We start from the raw sequence: 14,995 nt of genomic DNA, 5'->3' as shown, positions 1-14,995 counted from the left end.
CGGCTGCGCAGCAGCCGCAAGGCCGACCGGCCGCCCGCAGCGCCCAAAGGGCGCGAGGATTTCGCAGCCCGGATGGGCTGCGGACAACAAAGACTCTACCTAACGCTTAATTAACCATGGCGTGCGACGTTCTCCCCGTCCGAAGGAGACGCGCCATGATGATGCCGATCGCCGAAATGCGGGAATTCGCCGGGTTCGCCCCTGCCGAGCAGCGTTACATCAAGCGCAGCCTCGACATCGGCCTTGCCCGCACCGACGCCTTCCGGCGCTGGGGCCGCTCCGAGCACGAGAATACCGCGATCCGCCAGCAATATGTTGCCTATCAGGATTTGAAAGCCTTGCGCGGGCTGATCCCCGAAGAGGGCACCCCCTTCGAGGTCGAACGCTTCCTCGGCAAGCTGGTGCGCCTTGCGGCTTTCGATCTGGAGCAGGAACGGCTGGCGAGCTTCTCGGCCTTCCGCTTCCTCTATGAACGCCTGCTTGGCGCGCGGGTGCGGCCGTACCTGCCCGCCGCCTTCTGCGCTGCCAGCGCCCTGCCGAGCATCGCCCCGCAGCGCCGCAAGCTGCTGCTGCAAAGCTTGAGCGAAGCCGCCGCCACCGCGCCCGGCTGGTCCGAGCGCGAGCCGGTGTTCCTCCCCGAATATGTGGACGACTTCGAAGCGGCTTAAGTGGTAATGGGGCACGGATGACGTCGCCTTATCACCCACCGGTCAAGCGCTCGCTGAGCATCGCAGGCCACCAGACCTCGATCAGCCTGGAACCGCTGTTCTGGGCAATGCTGAAGGCCGCCGCCGCACGCGAGGGGCTGGCGGTCGCCGCCCTCGTCGCCCGCATCGATGCCGAGCGGATCAAATCGCCCACGCCTCCCGGCCTCGCCAGCGCGATCCGGGTGTGGCTGGTGGTGAACGCCTGACCGTCGTCATTGCGAGGCCGAAGGCCGCGGCAACCCATGGACCGACCGTCTGCGGCAAGCTCAGGCCATGGATTGCTTCGCTGCGCTCGCAATGACGAGGTATGGGCCTCAGTCGTCCACTCGCTCGATATCGGCGCCCACCAGCTGAAGCTTCTCCTCCAGCCGCTCATAGCCGCGGTCGAGGTGGTAGAGGCGGCGCACCGTCGTCTCGCCTTCGGCGGCGAGGGCGGCGATCACGAGGCTCATCGAGGCGCGCAGGTCAGTCGCCATGACTTCCGCGCCGGTCAGGCGGTCGACACCCTTGACGATCGCGGTGCGGCCCTCGGTGGTGATGTCGGCGCCCATGCGCGCCAGTTCGGGCACGTGCATGAAGCGGTTTTCGAAGATCGTTTCCTTCAGCACGCTCGCGCCTTCGGCCTTGCACAGCAGCGCCATCAGCTGGGCCTGCATATCGGTGGCAAGCCCCGGATAGGGCGCGGTGGTGAGGTTGGTCGCCTTCAAGGGGCCGCTCGCGCCGACAGTGACGCTCTTGGCGTCCCACGACACGTCGCAGCCGATGGCTTGCAGGGCATGGATGGTCGCCATCATCTCGTCCGCGCGCGCGCCCTCAAGCCGCACTTCGCCCCCGGTGATCGCCGCAGCGCAGGCATAGGAGCCGGCCTCGATCCGGTCGGGCATCACGCGGTAGGTCGCGCCGTGGAGGCGCTTGACGCCGTGGATCGTGAGGTTGGAGGTGCCGATCCCCTCGATCTCCGCGCCCATCGCGACGAGCATATTGCACAGGTCGACGATCTCCGGCTCGCGCGCAGCGTTGAACAAGCGGCTGGTGCCGTTCGCCAGCACGGCGGCCATCAGCGCATTCTCGGTCGCGCCGACGCTCACCACCGGGAAGTCGAAATCGCCCCCCGGCATCCCGCCATCGGGCTGCATCGCCTTCACATAGCCGGCCGCCAGCTCGATCTTGGCCCCGAAGGCTTCCAGAGCCTTGAGGTGGAGGTCGATCGGACGGTTGCCGATCGCGCAGCCGCCGGGCATCGAGACGGTCGCCTCGCCGCTCCTCGCCAGCATCGGCCCCAGCACCAGGATCGAGGCGCGCATCTTGCGCACCAGATCATAGGGCGCGACGTTGGAGGTGATGCGGGTCGCCTCAAGGCTCATCACCCGGCCGAAATCTTCGGGCCGGGTCCCCTGTATCACGGTAGTGACACCGAACTGGTTCATCAGGTGCTGGAACCCGTCGATGTCAGCAAGGCGCGGCAGGTTGCGCAGCGTCAGCGGCTCTTCGGTCAGCAGCGCGCACGGAATGAGCGTGAGCGCGGCGTTTTTGGCGCCGGAAATGGGGATCGAGCCGGAAAGGCGGTTGCCGCCGCGGATGATGAGTTTGTCCATGGCTCCTGCCTTAGCGAAAAGCGCAATTCGTGCAAATCGCTCAGGCTGGGTGTGGATGGGTGATTGACCTTCCTCGCGCGGCGCGGCACGGCACAAAGAAAAACGCGGGCGGTCGATGTTCTGATTTGATCAAGCGAAGGCGTAAAATGTCCCCCAAGCCGATCCGTAAAGCCGTTTTTCCCGTTGCCGGCCTCGGCACTCGCTTCCTCCCCGCGACCAAGGTTGTGCCCAAGGAACTGCTGCCGGTGGTTGACCGTCCGCTGATCCAGTACGCCGTGGACGAAGCGCGCGAGGCGGGGATCGAGCAGATGATCTTCGTCACCGGGCGCGGCAAGACCGGCATCGTCGAGCATTTCGACATCGCCTTCGAGCTTGAAAAGACCATGTCCGAACGCGGCAAGGACCTGTCGGTGCTCGATTGCGCGCGCGCCACGCCCGGCGATGTGATCGCGGTGCGCCAGCAGGTGCCGCTCGGCCTCGGCCATGCGATCTGGTGCGCCCGTGCCATCGTGGGCGACGAGCCTTTCGCGATCTTCCTGCCGGACGAGCTGATGGTCGCCCGCGAAGGCGGCAGCGGCTGCATGAAGCAGATGGTCGAGGCCTATAATCAGGTCGGCGGAAACCTGATCTCGGTGCTCGAAGTGCCGATGGAGCAGGTCTCGTCCTATGGCGTGATCGACCCCGGCGCGTCCAACGGCGCGTTGACCGAGGTGAAGGGGCTGGTGGAAAAGCCCCCGGTCGCCGAAGCGCCTTCGAACAAGATCGTCTCGGGCCGCTACATCTTGCAGCCCGAGGTGATGCGGGTGCTGGAAAACCAGGGCAAGGGCGCAGGCGGCGAGATTCAGCTGACCGACGCGATGGCCAAGATGATCGGCCAGCAGCCGTTCCACGCGGTCACTTTCGATGGCGCACGCTATGACTGCGGCAGCAAGGTCGGCTTTGTCGAAGCGACGCTGGCGATCGCGCTGTCCCGCCCGGACATGGGCGCCGAAGTGCGCGCGATTGCGCTGGATTTGCTCAAGTAGCGGCTGAGGGGCGGCACCACCGCCCCCCGACCCTTGCGTTACTCCGCCGCTTCGCCGGTGGGCGCATCGCCTGCGTCATTGTCGCGCGCGATGGCCTTGGGCTTGGCGGGCTTGGCCGGGGCAGGCGGAGCCGGTTCTGCCTCAGCCTCCGCTGCACCCTTGACCAGCCCGGACAGCGACGATCCGTCGAGCCCCAGTTCCTTCATCAGCCCGTCGAGCACCGGTGCCTGCGCGCGGTAGGCGAGCGCTGCTGCGACCGCATCGCTGGCGAGGTTGCCCGAGCCTGACCCGCCGCCCAAACCGCCGCCCGCGCCGCCATCATTGGCCGCCCGCCCGCCATTGGTAAGGCCATCGACCTGCACGATTTTGATCGAATCGATCGCTTCCATCGGCTTGGCGCTCTCGCGGATGACCTCGGGCAGCACCTTGAGCAGCGCCAGCTTGGTCTGGAGGCTGATCTGGTCGCTTGAGAGGATGTTGGCCGCCTCGTTGATCGCGCGCTGGCCCGCGGCTTCGACTTCGAAGCGCACCGCGGCGGCTTCCGCCCGCAGCTTTTCGGCCTCCGCTTCGCCTGATGCTTCAAGCTTGAGCGCCTGCGCGCGGTTGGCGGCAGCGTCCTTTTCGGCCTCGGCCTGCACCTTGACCCCGATGGCGTCGCGTTCGGCCTGCTTGGCCGCTTCGATCAGCTCGATCTTCTTCTGGCGCTCGGCGATTTCGCTTTCGCGCGCGGTGGCGACGCGTTCCTCGGCCTCGACCGCCTTGGCGCGGGCTTCATCGGCCTGGGCCTTCGCCTGACTTTCCTCGCGGCTCTTGTTCTGCACCGCGATCTGCTGTTCCTGCCGGGCGATTTCGAGCGCGCGCTGCTGGATGATGCGCGCCTCCTCGACCAGCCGGTCGGCCTCGATCTGCTGGGCATCGACCTGCTTCTTCGCCTCGATCCGGGCGGCTTCGGCCTCGCGGTTGCGCTCGGCCTGCTCGCGCGCGATCTCCGCCGACTGGGCGGCGCGGCGCACTTCGACCTCGCGCTCCTGTTCGAGCCGCGCATATTCCTGGTCGCGGCTGATTTCGAAGCTGCGCTTGCTGGCTTCGAGGTTCTTGGTCTCGATCTGGACGCGGGTGTCCTGCTCGATGTCGTTGCGCAGCTTCTTGCGCGCCTCGATCTGTTCGGTCAGCTTGGTCAGACCCTCGGCGTCGAAGGCGTTGTTGGCGTTGAAGTGTTCGATGCTGGTCTGGTCGAGCCCGGTGAGCGAGACCGACTCCAGCTCCAGCCCGTTCATCGCGAGGTCGTTGGACGAGACCTGCTGCACCTTCTGCACGAAATCGGCGCGCTGTTCGTGCAGCTCGTTCATCGTCATGCCGGCCGCGACCGAACGCAGCGCGTCGACGAACTTGCCTTCGACCAGATCCTTGAGCAGATCGGGCTGCATCGTGCGCTGGCCCAAGGTCTGCGCCGCCATCGCGATGGCCGCCGCATCGGGACGCACGCGGACGTAGAATTCGGCCTTCACGTCGATCCGCAGCCGGTCGAGCGTGATCAGCGCCTCGGTATCGCGGCGCACCACCGGCAGCACCAGGGTGTTCATGTTGACCGGCATCGCCTCGTGGAACACCGGGAAGACCAGCGCGCCGCCGTTCATCACCACCTTCTCCCCGCCAAGGCCGGTGCGCACGAAGGCGGTTTCCTTGGTCGCGCGGCGGTAGAGCCGGACGAGGAAGGCGAAGAACACCACCACGAACAGCACGGCGCTGACGCCGACCACGCCATAGGTGATGAGGTCTCCGGTCGAGGTGGCCAGATCGCCGGTTGCGACGACGTCACCGGTGGTGGTGGTGGTCAAAGACATTTGCGTTCCCCTTTAACGGTCCAGCCCGAGCAACGGGCTTTCATAGAGCACGCCAAAGAAGGTCTGGCCTTCGCGGCGCACCAGCAGGACGGTGTCACCCGTCCGCAATTCGGTTGCAGCGTCATGGGGTTCGACCATGACGAAATGGGCCTGCCCGTGAATGTCGATCACCTTGGCGCGGGCCGGGGAGCCGGTGCGCGCCGTGCCGATCTGGATTTCGGCATCGCGCCGCACCAGATCGTCGAGATCGATCGCGGTGGTCTCGTCCTTGGGGATCACCGCGCCCAGCGGACGCATGGCAAGGCTGTTGAGCGGCAGCGCTGCGCCACCCGCCGCCAGCATCGCCCATCCGGCCGAAAGCGGCGCGCCGAGGAGGTCGGCAATCCAGGCCTGCCCGATCAGGCCGAGGCTGCCGAACATCAGCAGCAGGCTGGCGAGCCAGATCAGCAGCGGCACCCGGCCAAGCCCGAGCAAGGCGGTCAGCGCATCGCCCAGCCCGCCAAGTTCAAGCCCATCGGCGGCATCGGCATCGCCCGCGCCGTCCAGCAGATCGGCCGCGCCCGTGACCTGCACCAGCGCGATCACCGCCAGCATCGCGAGCGCGATCACGAACGGCAGGTTGTGCGGTTCAAGCAGGCTCATGCCGCTGCCCCCGCCCAGTCGAGGCGGACTTCGTATCCCATGGCGGTAAAACTAGGACAAACCGCGAGGGGGTAACAGGAAAATCGGACAGGCCGATGCCGATTTTCAGGCCGGCGTCACCTTCAGCGGCAGGGTCTTGAGGCCGCCCACAAAGGTGCTGCTGGCCCGCGCTGCGGCGCCTGCCGGTTCGACCGCCGCGACCCGATCGAGGATCGCCTCGAACAGGATCTTCATCTCCAGCCGCGCCAGATGCAGGCCGAGGCACTGGTGCGCGCCTGCGCCGAAGGCAAGATGCCGGTTGGGCGAACGGGCCGCATCGAACCGGCGCGGGTCGGGGAACTGCGCAGGATCGTGATTGGCCGCGACATAGTTGATCATCAGCCAGTCGCCCGCCTTGATCTGCTGCCCGCCCAGCTCGCAATCTTCGGCTGCGGTGCGCATGAAGTGCTGCACCGGGCTGGTCCAGCGGATCGCTTCCTCGACGATGCCGGGGAGCAGCGAGCGATCGGCGCGCACGCGCGCGTATTGTTCGGGATCGTTCGCCAGCGCCTGCATCGCGCCTGCGGTGCTGGCCGAGGTGGTGTCGTGCCCGGCGGTGGCGACGATGATGTAATAGCCCGCCATGTCGCGCGGCGGGAGCGGCTGGCCGTCGACCAGCGCATTGGCGATGACGCTTGCCACATCGTCGGTCGGGTTCTTCCTGCGATCTTCGGCGAGCGCGGCGAAGTAGTCCTCGAAGGTCTTCACGGCGCCTGCGACGATCTGGACGACCTGTTCGGGGGTCATCTGATCCATCCCGGTGCCCGACAAGTCCTTGTCCTGCCCGCCGAACAGCTGCTGGGTGAGCATCTGCATCCGGAATTCATCCTCGGGCGGCACGCCGAGGATCTGCATCACCACACGCAAGGGATAGGGGCCGGAGACGAGCTTGACGAAGTCCACCTCCGGGCCGGAAGCGATCATGTTCTCGACGGTGCGGGCCGCCAGCGCGCGCAGCTCGCCCTCAAGCTTGGCGAGGTTGCGCGGCATGAACCATTCCTGGGTCAGCTTGCGGTATTTGGGATGCACCGGCGCGTCGAACACCACCAGCGAATCGACCAGCATATTCGAACCCGTCGCCGCGCGGCTGAATTCGATCGCCTGGTTGAAGCTGAACACCACGGGCCTCGGGTTGTTGAGGAAAGCGGTGTTGTCCTTCGAAATGCGCATCACATCGTCATAGCGGGTGACGAGCCAGAAGGGATCGAACAGCCCCGGCGTGTCGGGCTGCACCTTTGCCACCGGGGTGGTCGCACGGATGTGGTCGAAGGTGTCGAGCAGCCCGTCCCATTGCGCATAGCCGTGCGGGTCGATCACCGCGCGGGCGAGGTCGCCCGAAAGGACAGCCTCACTCATGCCGCGGCTTCCTTGGCCTTGGCCGCATACTCATCGCGCAGCTCGCGCTTGTAGAGCTTGCCGTTGGCCTCGCGCGGCAAGTCGGCGCGGAAGTCGAACAGCTTGGGCATCTTGATCTTGGAGAGGCTGCCGCTCAGGAATTCGCGCAGCTCCGCCTCCAGCGCCGCCCCGGCCTGCGCCATGTCGCGCGGCTGCACCACCGCGACGACCTTTTCGCCAAGGTCAGGGCAGGGGGCGCCGATCACGGCGGCGTCCATCACCTTGGGGTGGGTGACGAGCAGGTTCTCGATTTCCTGCGGGTAGATGTTGACCCCGCCGCTGATGATCATGTGGCTCTTGCGGTCGGTCAGGAACAGGAAGCCGTCCTTGTCCAAATGGCCGATGTCGCCCAGCGTCATCCAGCCCTTGGGATGCATCGCCTCGCGGGTCTTGTCGGGATCATTGTGGTAGGTCGGCAGGTTGACGTTCTCGAAGAAGATCAGCCCGTCCTCATCCGGCCCCAGTTCTTCGCCGTCGGGCCCGCAGACATGAACCTTGCCATGCACCGCGACCCCGACCGTGCCGGGCTTCATCAGCCAGTGTTCCGACTTCACCAGCGTCATCCCGATCATCTCGGAGCCGGCGTAGTATTCGTTCACGATCGGCCCCCACCAGTCGATCATCTCGCGCTTGATCGGCACCGGGCAGGGCGCGGCGGCGTGGATCGCGCGCTGGTGGCTTGAGAGGTCGTATTTCGTGCGCACCGCGGGGTCGAGCCGCAGGAAGCGCACGAAGTGGGTCGGCACCCACTGGCTGTCGGTGACCTTGTAGGTCTCGATCGCCTTCAGCGCCTCTTCGGGATCGAACTTCTCCATCATCACCACCGTGCCGCCCAGCCGGTGCACGACCGAACACCAGCCGATCGGCGCGGCGTGGTAGAGCGGGGCGGGGGAGAGATAGACCATGCTGCCATCGGCCGGCATCCCCATGCCCATCGTCGCAAGGCCCAGCAGCGGGACGGGCGCAGCGGGATCGGGGTCTTCGGGCGGCGCGGGGCGGATACCCTTGGGCCGGCCGGTGGTGCCGGAGGAATAGAGCATCAGCAGACCGGCGCTCTGGTCGGGGATCGGCGTGGCAGGCTGGGCCGCCAGCGAAGCCGCGAAATCCTCTGCATCGCCCGAATCCATCACCAGCACGGCAAGGCCGGGGCACTCGGCGCGGATGTCGCCGAGAATGCCGCTGAAATAGCCGCTGGTGATCAGCAGCTTCGCCTGCGCGTCGCGGATGATGTAGGCCGCCTCGGGCGCGGTCAGGCGGCTTGAGATGGGCACCAGCATCGTGCCCGCGCGCTGCGAGCCCCAGATCAGGGTGAAGTATTCGATCCGGTTTTCCAGCAGCACCGCAAAGGCATCGCCCGCGCCGATCCCGTGCGCGCGCAGCAGGTGGGCAAAGCGGTTCGATTCCGCGTCCATTTCGCCATAGGTGATCTGCTTGCCCGATCCGGTCATGATGACGGCGGGGTGGTCGGGCCGGGTCGCGGCATAGGCGATCGGGTGCATCGACATATCTTCTCTCTCCCTTGCCGCGCGCGTCTGTGGACGGCTGTCGGCTTGGCCGGGAAAGTTACGCAAGCCGCGCGCCCCCGCAAGCAAAAACGGTACGGGAAATGCTACCCAATTTGTGTGCGGTGACCGCCAATTTGTCACGAGGCCGTCACGGCATCAGCCTAGGCCGCAGACGCAAAAAAAGGCGGCGGGATAACCCGCCGCCCATGTTCGGACACCCTCTCCAATGTCCGGCTCGCCTACAGCGAGCAATCTCGAATAGCCGTGCGGGGGAGGGGGCTTACTCGCCGCCCTGACCGGTCAGGCGTGCATCGCGGGCGTAGGCCAGCTGTGCTTCGCTCTCCACCATATACGGAATTGGATTGACTGCAACCCCATCCACGCGAACTTCATAATGCAGGTGCGGGCCGGTCGAACGGCCGGTCGACCCGACATAGCCGATCAGGTCGCCCTTCTTGACGTTGTCGCCCGCGGCAACCGCCAGACGCGACAAGTGGCCGAAGCGGGTCTGCATCGAAGCGCCATGTTCGATGCTGATGTAGAGGCCGTAGCTCGAAAACCAGTCGGCGCGGCTGACGACGCCGTCGGCGGTGGCATAGACCGGGGTGCCGGTCGGCGCGGCGAGATCGATCCCGGCGTGCTGGCGACGGCCGCCGAGCACCGGGTGGGTGCGCATCCCGAAACCGCTGGTCAGCTGCGCGCCTTCGAGCGGCATCCGCGACGGCACCGAAATGCTGCGGGTCGGGACGGGCGAGGAATAGGCGGTCACCACCTCTTCACCCGTGCCGAGCGTCGGGCTGGTGGCTTCCAGCTGCTTCCAGCTCGAGAACAGCGACTTGAAGCGCGCATCGCCGGTGTCGACCACCGGGGTCTCACCTTCCTTGAGCGGTGCGGTCACGTCGACAGCGGTGGTGGTGGTGGTCGTGGCGGTCGCGGTATTGGCGAGGGCCGGAGCAGCGGCGGAAACCAGAATTGCGGAGCAAGCTGTGAAAGCGAGCTTCAACACGTGGCGCACGGCAAAATTCATAATGGACCCGGATCCCGATTGCGGCCCGCCTTTTTCGGAAGGTGGAACCGAAGGTAAATTCCGGCACGTCTGATGCGCGCCTTGGCTGAGCCTTGGTTATCCGGGTGAGTCGTTAATGCGCAATCTCTGCATAGAATCCGCGCGACAAACCGGCTGCAAGACGCGCTGAGTCGTTGAACGGCGGCTTAACGTGCCCCCGAAAGTGCCGTTTTACGAGGCTCTGCCACAGGGATTCGGGCTGCGCGCGCGCCATTTCGGCACAGCGCAGAAAGTGCTTGGTGCCGGCCGCGACGTGGCGAATTTCGTCGTCAAGGATGCGGGCGAGAATTTTCGCGCCATGGGCATCGCCGCTGGCCGCGACCCGTTCGAGCGTCGCTGGCGTGACATCCAACCCGCGCGCCTCGAGCACCATCGGCACCACGGCGAGGCGTGCCGCGACATCCGCGCGGGTGGCGTGGGCGGCCTCCCACAGGCCGGCGTGTGCGGGCAGGGCGCCGTAATGGCTGCCCATCGACTCGAGCTTGCGGGCGAGCAGCGCGAAATGCATCGCCTCGTCCGCCGCAACGCTGAGAAAGTCATCGACGAATTCGCGGCCCATCCCGGCCCCGAATCGCCCGGCCATGTCGAGCGCCAGATCGATGGCGACGAATTCGATATGGGCAAGGCTGTGCCACAGCGCGATTCGCGCCCGCTCGCTGCCGCCCTTGCCGCGCTTGGGCATCCGATTCGGCGGGAGCAGTTCGGGCGCGTCGGGCCAGGCGGGCTGGTCCGGCATCGCGACGTCGAATTCCCACGCCAGCTTGCCCCGCCGCCAATCACGCGCGAGCTGGCGGGTGGCAAAGCACTTGGCGCGCGGCTCTGCGGTCAGAAGCGCGGCGCGGATGGCGCGGGCGATGGTTTGCATGGAAGCCGGCTTACAGCGCCTTGGCCGCTGCCAGCACTTCCTCGGCGTGCCCTGCGACTTTCACCTTGTCCCAGATGCGCGCGATCTTGCCGTCCGGCCCGATCAGATAGGTCGCCCGAACCATGCTCATGTAGGTCTTGCCGTACATCTGCTTTTCCGCCCACACGCCGAGCGCGTCCGACAGGCCGCCCTCTTCGGCATCGGTGGCGAGCGGCGCGGTGAGGCCGTGCTTGGCGATGAACTTGGCGTGCTTCTTGGCCGGGTCCTTGCTGACGCCGAGAAGCTTGGTGCCCGCTGCCTCGAACTGGTCTTTCAGCGCGGAGAAATCCTTGTTCTCGGTGGTGCAGCCCGGGGTGTCGTCCTTGGGGTAGAAGAAGATCACCAGCTTGGAACCGGCAAAGTCGGACGGTTTCACGCTGCCGCCCTCGGGGGTTTCCATGGCGATATCGGGGATGGCGTCACCGACGCCGGGGAAGTTGCTCATGCGGGGTTCTCCTGTTCGTGTGCGAGAATGTCTGTGCCCAGAATTTGTTTCCACACCTGCGCGACCCTTGCCCGCGCGGCGGCGAAAGCCTCCAGCAGCGCGGCGTAGGAATCGCACCCGCAGGCCCGCGCCAGCGCCCGCGCGCCCGACGGCGGGGGTTCGCGGCCATCGGGGGCGAGCAGGCGTCCGGCGACGAGCATCCGGCTCATCAGGCCATGCGGCTCGGCCAGATCGGCAGGGACGAGGCCTGCGGCCGCAAGGCCCGCCAGCGCCTGTTCGAGATCGGGCGACAGCGCTTCGGGGGCCGTTTCGGCCAGCGGAGAGCCATCGGCGGTTTCGCCCTTCAATTGCAGGTAGTGAACGAGAAACTCGATGTCGACGAGCCCGCCGCGCGCGAGCTTGGCATCGACCGGCCCGGCCTGCGGCTTGTGCTTCGCCATCTCGGCGCGCATCCCCAGCACTGCCTCACGCAAGGCGGCCCTGTCGCGCCGGGCGTGGAGCACCTCGGCCAGCACCGCCTCCAACTGCGCCCGTGCCGCCGCCGAACCATAGAGCACCCGCGCGCGGGCGAGCGCCATGTGCTCCCACGTCCAGGCCGCCTCGCGCTGGTACTTGCCGAAAGCCTCGCAGCTGACCGCCAGCGGGCCTTGATTGCCCTGCGGCCTCAGGCGCGTGTCGACTTCGTAGAGCGCGCCTTGCGCGGTCGGCACCGACAGCGCGGCGCTCACCCGGCTGGCGAGACGGTTGTAGTAGATCGTCCCGCCCAGCGGGCGCGGGCCGTCTGACTGCGCGGCGAAATCGCCGGTGAAGAGGTAGACCAGATCAAGATCGCTCGCATGGGTCAGCGCCCCGCCCCCCAGCCGCCCGAGGCCGAGAATCAGCAGCTCGCTTGCCCCAATGCGCCCGTGCTTGGCGGTGAATTCGGCCACCGTCGCGTCCGTCGCAAGCTGGAGCGCTGCCTCCGCGGTGCGGGACAGGGCGCGGGCAATCGCGAGCGGATCGGCCAGCCCTTCGATCAGCTGGATCCCGAGCGCGAAGCGGATCTCGCCGGTCACGATGCGGATTGCGTCGAGCAGCGCCTCGTAATCCTCGCGCACCGCCGCGCCGCGCATCCGGGCCATGATCGCAGGCACCTCGCCCGGCAGTTCGAGCGCGTCGCGGTCGATCAGGGTGTCGAGCAGTTCGGGCTTGCGCGCCAATTCGTCAGACAGGACGGGTGCAAGCGTAAGCGCCGCGACCAGCCGGCGCGTGAGATCGGGCCGCGCGTCGAGCAGGCGGAACGTCGTGATCGCGGAAGGCACGCTCTCGATGATGCGCTCCCAGCGGGTGATCGCGCGCATCGGATCATCGCTGTGCGCGATCGCTTCGAGGAGGGCGGGTGCGAGCCTGTCCCACGCCTCGATCGCCTGGGGTGAGCGGATCGCGGCATGACGCCCGTCGCGCCATGTCTCGATTCGCTCGGCCAACACCTCGGGTTCGGCAAGCCCCCAATCCCCGAGTTGCCGGGCAAGGCGGCTTGTGGGCATGGCGACCGCGACCGGGGCGGCGGCGCTGCGCCCGATCAGCTCTTCGTAGATGCGCCCGGTGCGCGTGGTGAGGTCGGTCAGTTCCGCCACCAGCGCCGCGCCATCCGCCAGCCCGTCAAGCCGGGCAACATTGTCGAGCGCCTCGCCCTCGGGCAAGGCATGGGTCTGGCGGTCGTGAACCATCTGCAGGCGGTGCTCAATGGCGCGCAGCCGGTCATAGCCTTCGCCGAGCACCCGCGCATTCTCGGCGTCGATCCAGCCTGCCGCTGCCAGTGCATCGAGGCCTGCGCGCGTGCCCCTGACCCGCAGCGAGACATCGCGCCCGCCGTGGATCAACTGGTGGGTCTGCGCATAGAACTCGATCTCGCGGATACCGCCGCGTCCGCGCTTCACATCGAAGCCGGGGCCGGGGAGGGGTGGGCCTGCGTGACTGTCGCGGATGCGCATGGTGAGCGCGCTGATCTCCTCGATCGCGCCAAAATCGAGCTGGCTGCGCCACACGAAGGGGCGGATCTGGGCGAGGAACGCCTCGCCTGCGGCAATGTCCCCCGCTGCTGCCCGCGCGCGGGTAAAGGCGGCGCGCTCCCACGCCAGCGCGGCGCCCTGATAATGCGTCAGCGCCGCGCCCACCGGCACGCACAGCGGGTTGATCTCGCTCGCCGGGCGCAGCCTGAGGTCGACCCGCAGGGCATAGCCATCGGCGGTGTTGGCCGCCAGCAGTGCCACCACCCGCCGGGCATAGCGCTGCGCAGCCTCGCCCGGATCATCGCTCGCCCGGCGCGGCAGGCGATCACGATCGAACAGCAGCACGGGGTCGATGTCGGAGGAATAGTTGAGTTCGCCCGCCCCCTGCTTGCCGAGCGCGAGCGCGATGAAGCCATCCGCGCTGTCCAGATCGGTGCGTTCGGTGATCGCGGTGCGGATCGCTGTGTCGAGCGCGCGGTCGGCGAAGGCGGTCAGTTCGTGCACCACTTGGGCGAGGGGGAAGGCGCCCGCCAAATCGCCCACCGCCAGTGCGGCGGCAAGGGCAAGGCGTTCACGCCGCAGCGCGATCTCTGCGTCGGGGTGCTGGCTCTGCGTGCGCGCCCATGCCAGCGCGGCCGCGCCTTCGCCTGCTTCCAGCAAAGCGGCCAGATCGGGCTGACGATCAAGCGCCCGTGCCAGAAACGGCGAATGGGCCCGCGCCCGGCGGAGCGCGCCCGCCCAGTCTGGTGTGAGTGTCTCTCCCATCGCCCGCCTCTCTGGCCCCGCGTACACGCTGCCGCAAGAGGTTGCGCGCGCTTGCGTGCGTGCGGTCGCTCTGCGATGGGCCGCTCCATGACCTACATCATGCCTCCCGAATGGGCTCCGCAGGACTGGCTGTGGATCGGTTTCCCGCATCTCGCCGAGGAATGGCCGGGCTGGCTCGAACCGGCGCAGGAGCAGATGGCGGCCTTTGCCAGCGCCGTTGCCGAGAGCGGCCAGCAGGTGCGCCTGCTGGTGCGCGACGCGGCCAACGAAGCCCGCGCGCGCGCGCTGGTGAGCAGCAAGGTGACGCTCGATCGCCGCGTCTATGGCGATGTCTGGTTGCGCGATACCGGGCCGCTGGTGGTGACTGATGGCCAGACCCGCATCGCCCGGCGCTTCGGCTTCAACGGCTGGGGCGGGAAGTACCTGATGCCCGGCGACATGGAGATCGGCGAGGCCATCGCGCGCGATGCGGGCCTCACCGTTACCCACACGCCGATGATTCTCGAAGGCGGCGCGGTCGATGGCGATGGCACCGGGCTGGTCGCGACGACCGAGCAATGCCTGCTCAACCCCAATCGCAATCCGCAGATGAATCGCGCCGCAATCGAGGCGGAACTGGCGACGCATCTCGGTTTCGATCGGGTGCTGTGGCTGGGCGACGGCCTGATCAATGATCACACCGACGGGCACGTCGACAATCTCGCGCGGTTTGTCGGCCCGAACCGGCTGGTGGTGCCTGACGCGACCGGCAAGGACGATCCCAACGCCGCGATCTACGCCGATGCGGCCGCCCGCGCCGAGGCTTTCGGGGTCGAAGTCGTGCGCATCCCCTCGCCCGGCCGGATCGAGCGCGAGGGCCGGGTCGAACCGGCGAGCTACGTCAATTTCGCGATTACCACACATCTGGTGGTCGTGCCGACCTTCGGCTCCCCCCACGATGCCGACGGGGTCGCCGCCATCGCCGCGCTGTTCCCCGACCGCGAGTGCGTCGGCCTGCCGGGTGAGGCGGTGCTGGCCGGCGGCGGCGGCTTCCACTGTGCCAGCCAGCAGATGCCGGCGCTTTAACGCTTCG

13 protein-coding genes are annotated in these 14,995 nt (G+C 67.3%); 4 read left to right on the top strand and 9 right to left on the bottom strand.

The genetic code is table 11. The features are described 5' to 3' along the window. Window positions 1–155: 155 nt before the first annotated feature. Together PS060_RS05480 and PS060_RS05475 are read left to right on the top strand one after the other, a co-directional pair. On the top strand, window positions 156–668 hold the full coding sequence (locus PS060_RS05480; protein WP_273986063.1) for a hypothetical protein: 513 nt from the start codon (window positions 156–158) through the stop codon (window positions 666–668). Window positions 669–685: 17 nt separating this feature from the next. Next, window positions 686–913 carry a ribbon-helix-helix domain-containing protein gene (locus PS060_RS05475; RefSeq protein ID WP_273986060.1) on the top strand — a complete coding sequence of 76 codons (228 nt, stop codon included), beginning with the start codon at window positions 686–688 and terminating at the stop codon, window positions 911–913. Between the two features lie 108 nt (window positions 914–1,021). Here PS060_RS05475 and murA read toward each other — a convergent pair whose 3' ends face one another. After that, window positions 1,022–2,302: a UDP-N-acetylglucosamine 1-carboxyvinyltransferase gene (murA, locus tag PS060_RS05470; protein ID WP_273986058.1), complete on the bottom strand. Its 1,281-nt coding sequence runs from the start codon at window positions 2,300–2,302 to the stop codon at window positions 1,022–1,024. A gap of 146 nt (window positions 2,303–2,448) precedes the next feature. Here murA and PS060_RS05465 point away from each other — a divergent pair, with 146 nt between their 5' ends. Beyond that, window positions 2,449–3,327, top strand: coding sequence for a UTP--glucose-1-phosphate uridylyltransferase (locus PS060_RS05465; protein WP_273986057.1), 879 nt, complete (start codon window positions 2,449–2,451; stop codon window positions 3,325–3,327). Between the two features lie 38 nt (window positions 3,328–3,365). Here the strand turns inward: PS060_RS05465 and PS060_RS05460 are convergent, their stop codons facing one another. The 8 genes from PS060_RS05460 to glnE form a co-directional block, all read right to left on the bottom strand. After that, on the bottom strand, window positions 3,366–5,171 hold the full coding sequence (locus tag PS060_RS05460; protein ID WP_273986056.1) for a flotillin family protein: 1,806 nt from the start codon (window positions 5,169–5,171) through the stop codon (window positions 3,366–3,368). Window positions 5,172–5,183: 12 nt separating this feature from the next. Next, window positions 5,184–5,813 (bottom strand): OB-fold-containig protein, encoded by a 630-nt coding sequence (locus PS060_RS05455; protein WP_273986055.1) that lies wholly within the window; start codon window positions 5,811–5,813, stop codon window positions 5,184–5,186. 105 nt (window positions 5,814–5,918) lie between these two features. Then, on the bottom strand, window positions 5,919–7,208 hold the full coding sequence (locus PS060_RS05450; protein WP_273986054.1) for a cytochrome P450: 1,290 nt from the start codon (window positions 7,206–7,208) through the stop codon (window positions 5,919–5,921). Further along, the gene (locus PS060_RS05445; protein WP_273986853.1) at window positions 7,205–8,746 is read right to left on the bottom strand and encodes an acyl-CoA synthetase; all 1,542 of its coding nucleotides are present in this window, start codon (window positions 8,744–8,746) and stop codon (window positions 7,205–7,207) included. The genes PS060_RS05450 and PS060_RS05445 overlap by 4 nt, the downstream gene beginning before the upstream one ends. A gap of 286 nt (window positions 8,747–9,032) precedes the next feature. Next, window positions 9,033–9,758, bottom strand: coding sequence for a M23 family metallopeptidase (locus tag PS060_RS05440; RefSeq protein WP_443112405.1), 726 nt, complete (start codon window positions 9,756–9,758; stop codon window positions 9,033–9,035). Between the two features lie 133 nt (window positions 9,759–9,891). After that, window positions 9,892–10,683, bottom strand: a complete 792-nt coding sequence (locus PS060_RS05435; protein ID WP_273986052.1) for a ferritin-like domain-containing protein — start codon at window positions 10,681–10,683, stop codon at window positions 9,892–9,894. Window positions 10,684–10,693: 10 nt separating this feature from the next. Then, the gene (locus PS060_RS05430; protein WP_273986051.1) at window positions 10,694–11,167 is read right to left on the bottom strand and encodes a peroxiredoxin; all 474 of its coding nucleotides are present in this window, start codon (window positions 11,165–11,167) and stop codon (window positions 10,694–10,696) included. Then, entirely contained in the window at window positions 11,164–13,923 is a 2,760-nt protein-coding gene (gene glnE, locus PS060_RS05425) for a bifunctional [glutamate--ammonia ligase]-adenylyl-L-tyrosine phosphorylase/[glutamate--ammonia-ligase] adenylyltransferase (protein ID WP_273986049.1), read from the bottom strand. Before glnE ends, PS060_RS05430 begins: the two co-directional genes overlap by 4 nt. Before the next feature lie 87 nt (window positions 13,924–14,010). On the opposite strand from glnE, the gene PS060_RS05420 reads away from it, so the two are divergent. After that, window positions 14,011–14,988, top strand: a complete 978-nt coding sequence (locus PS060_RS05420; protein WP_273986048.1) for an agmatine deiminase family protein — start codon at window positions 14,011–14,013, stop codon at window positions 14,986–14,988. Window positions 14,989–14,995 lie beyond the last annotated feature (7 nt).

It is taken from the genome of Erythrobacter sp. BLCC-B19, assembly GCF_028621955.1.
Taxonomy (GTDB): domain Bacteria; phylum Pseudomonadota; class Alphaproteobacteria; order Sphingomonadales; family Sphingomonadaceae; genus Erythrobacter.
This window is presented reverse-complemented; position numbering and strand designations above follow the sequence as displayed.

Bases quoted from the DNA above. Each gene is read 5' to 3' on its own strand.
- PS060_RS05420 (WP_273986048.1), top strand. From the start codon at position 14,011: ATGACCTACATCATGCCTCCCGAATGGGCTCCGCAGGACTGGCTGTGG.
- glnE (WP_273986049.1), bottom strand. From the start codon at position 13,923: ATGGGAGAGACACTCACACCAGACTGGGCGGGCGCGCTCCGCCGGGCG.
- PS060_RS05475 (WP_273986060.1), top strand. From the start codon at position 686: ATGACGTCGCCTTATCACCCACCGGTCAAGCGCTCGCTGAGCATCGCA.
- PS060_RS05450 (WP_273986054.1), bottom strand. From the start codon at position 7,208: ATGAGTGAGGCTGTCCTTTCGGGCGACCTCGCCCGCGCGGTGATCGAC.
- PS060_RS05430 (WP_273986051.1), bottom strand. From the start codon at position 11,167: ATGAGCAACTTCCCCGGCGTCGGTGACGCCATCCCCGATATCGCCATG.
- PS060_RS05460 (WP_273986056.1), bottom strand. From the start codon at position 5,171: ATGTCTTTGACCACCACCACCACCGGTGACGTCGTCGCAACCGGCGAT.
- PS060_RS05455 (WP_273986055.1), bottom strand. From the start codon at position 5,813: ATGAGCCTGCTTGAACCGCACAACCTGCCGTTCGTGATCGCGCTCGCG.
- PS060_RS05480 (WP_273986063.1), top strand. From the start codon at position 156: ATGATGATGCCGATCGCCGAAATGCGGGAATTCGCCGGGTTCGCCCCT.
- PS060_RS05435 (WP_273986052.1), bottom strand. From the start codon at position 10,683: ATGCAAACCATCGCCCGCGCCATCCGCGCCGCGCTTCTGACCGCAGAG.
- PS060_RS05445 (WP_273986853.1), bottom strand. From the start codon at position 8,746: ATGCACCCGATCGCCTATGCCGCGACCCGGCCCGACCACCCCGCCGTC.
- murA (WP_273986058.1), bottom strand. From the start codon at position 2,302: ATGGACAAACTCATCATCCGCGGCGGCAACCGCCTTTCCGGCTCGATC.
- PS060_RS05465 (WP_273986057.1), top strand. From the start codon at position 2,449: ATGTCCCCCAAGCCGATCCGTAAAGCCGTTTTTCCCGTTGCCGGCCTC.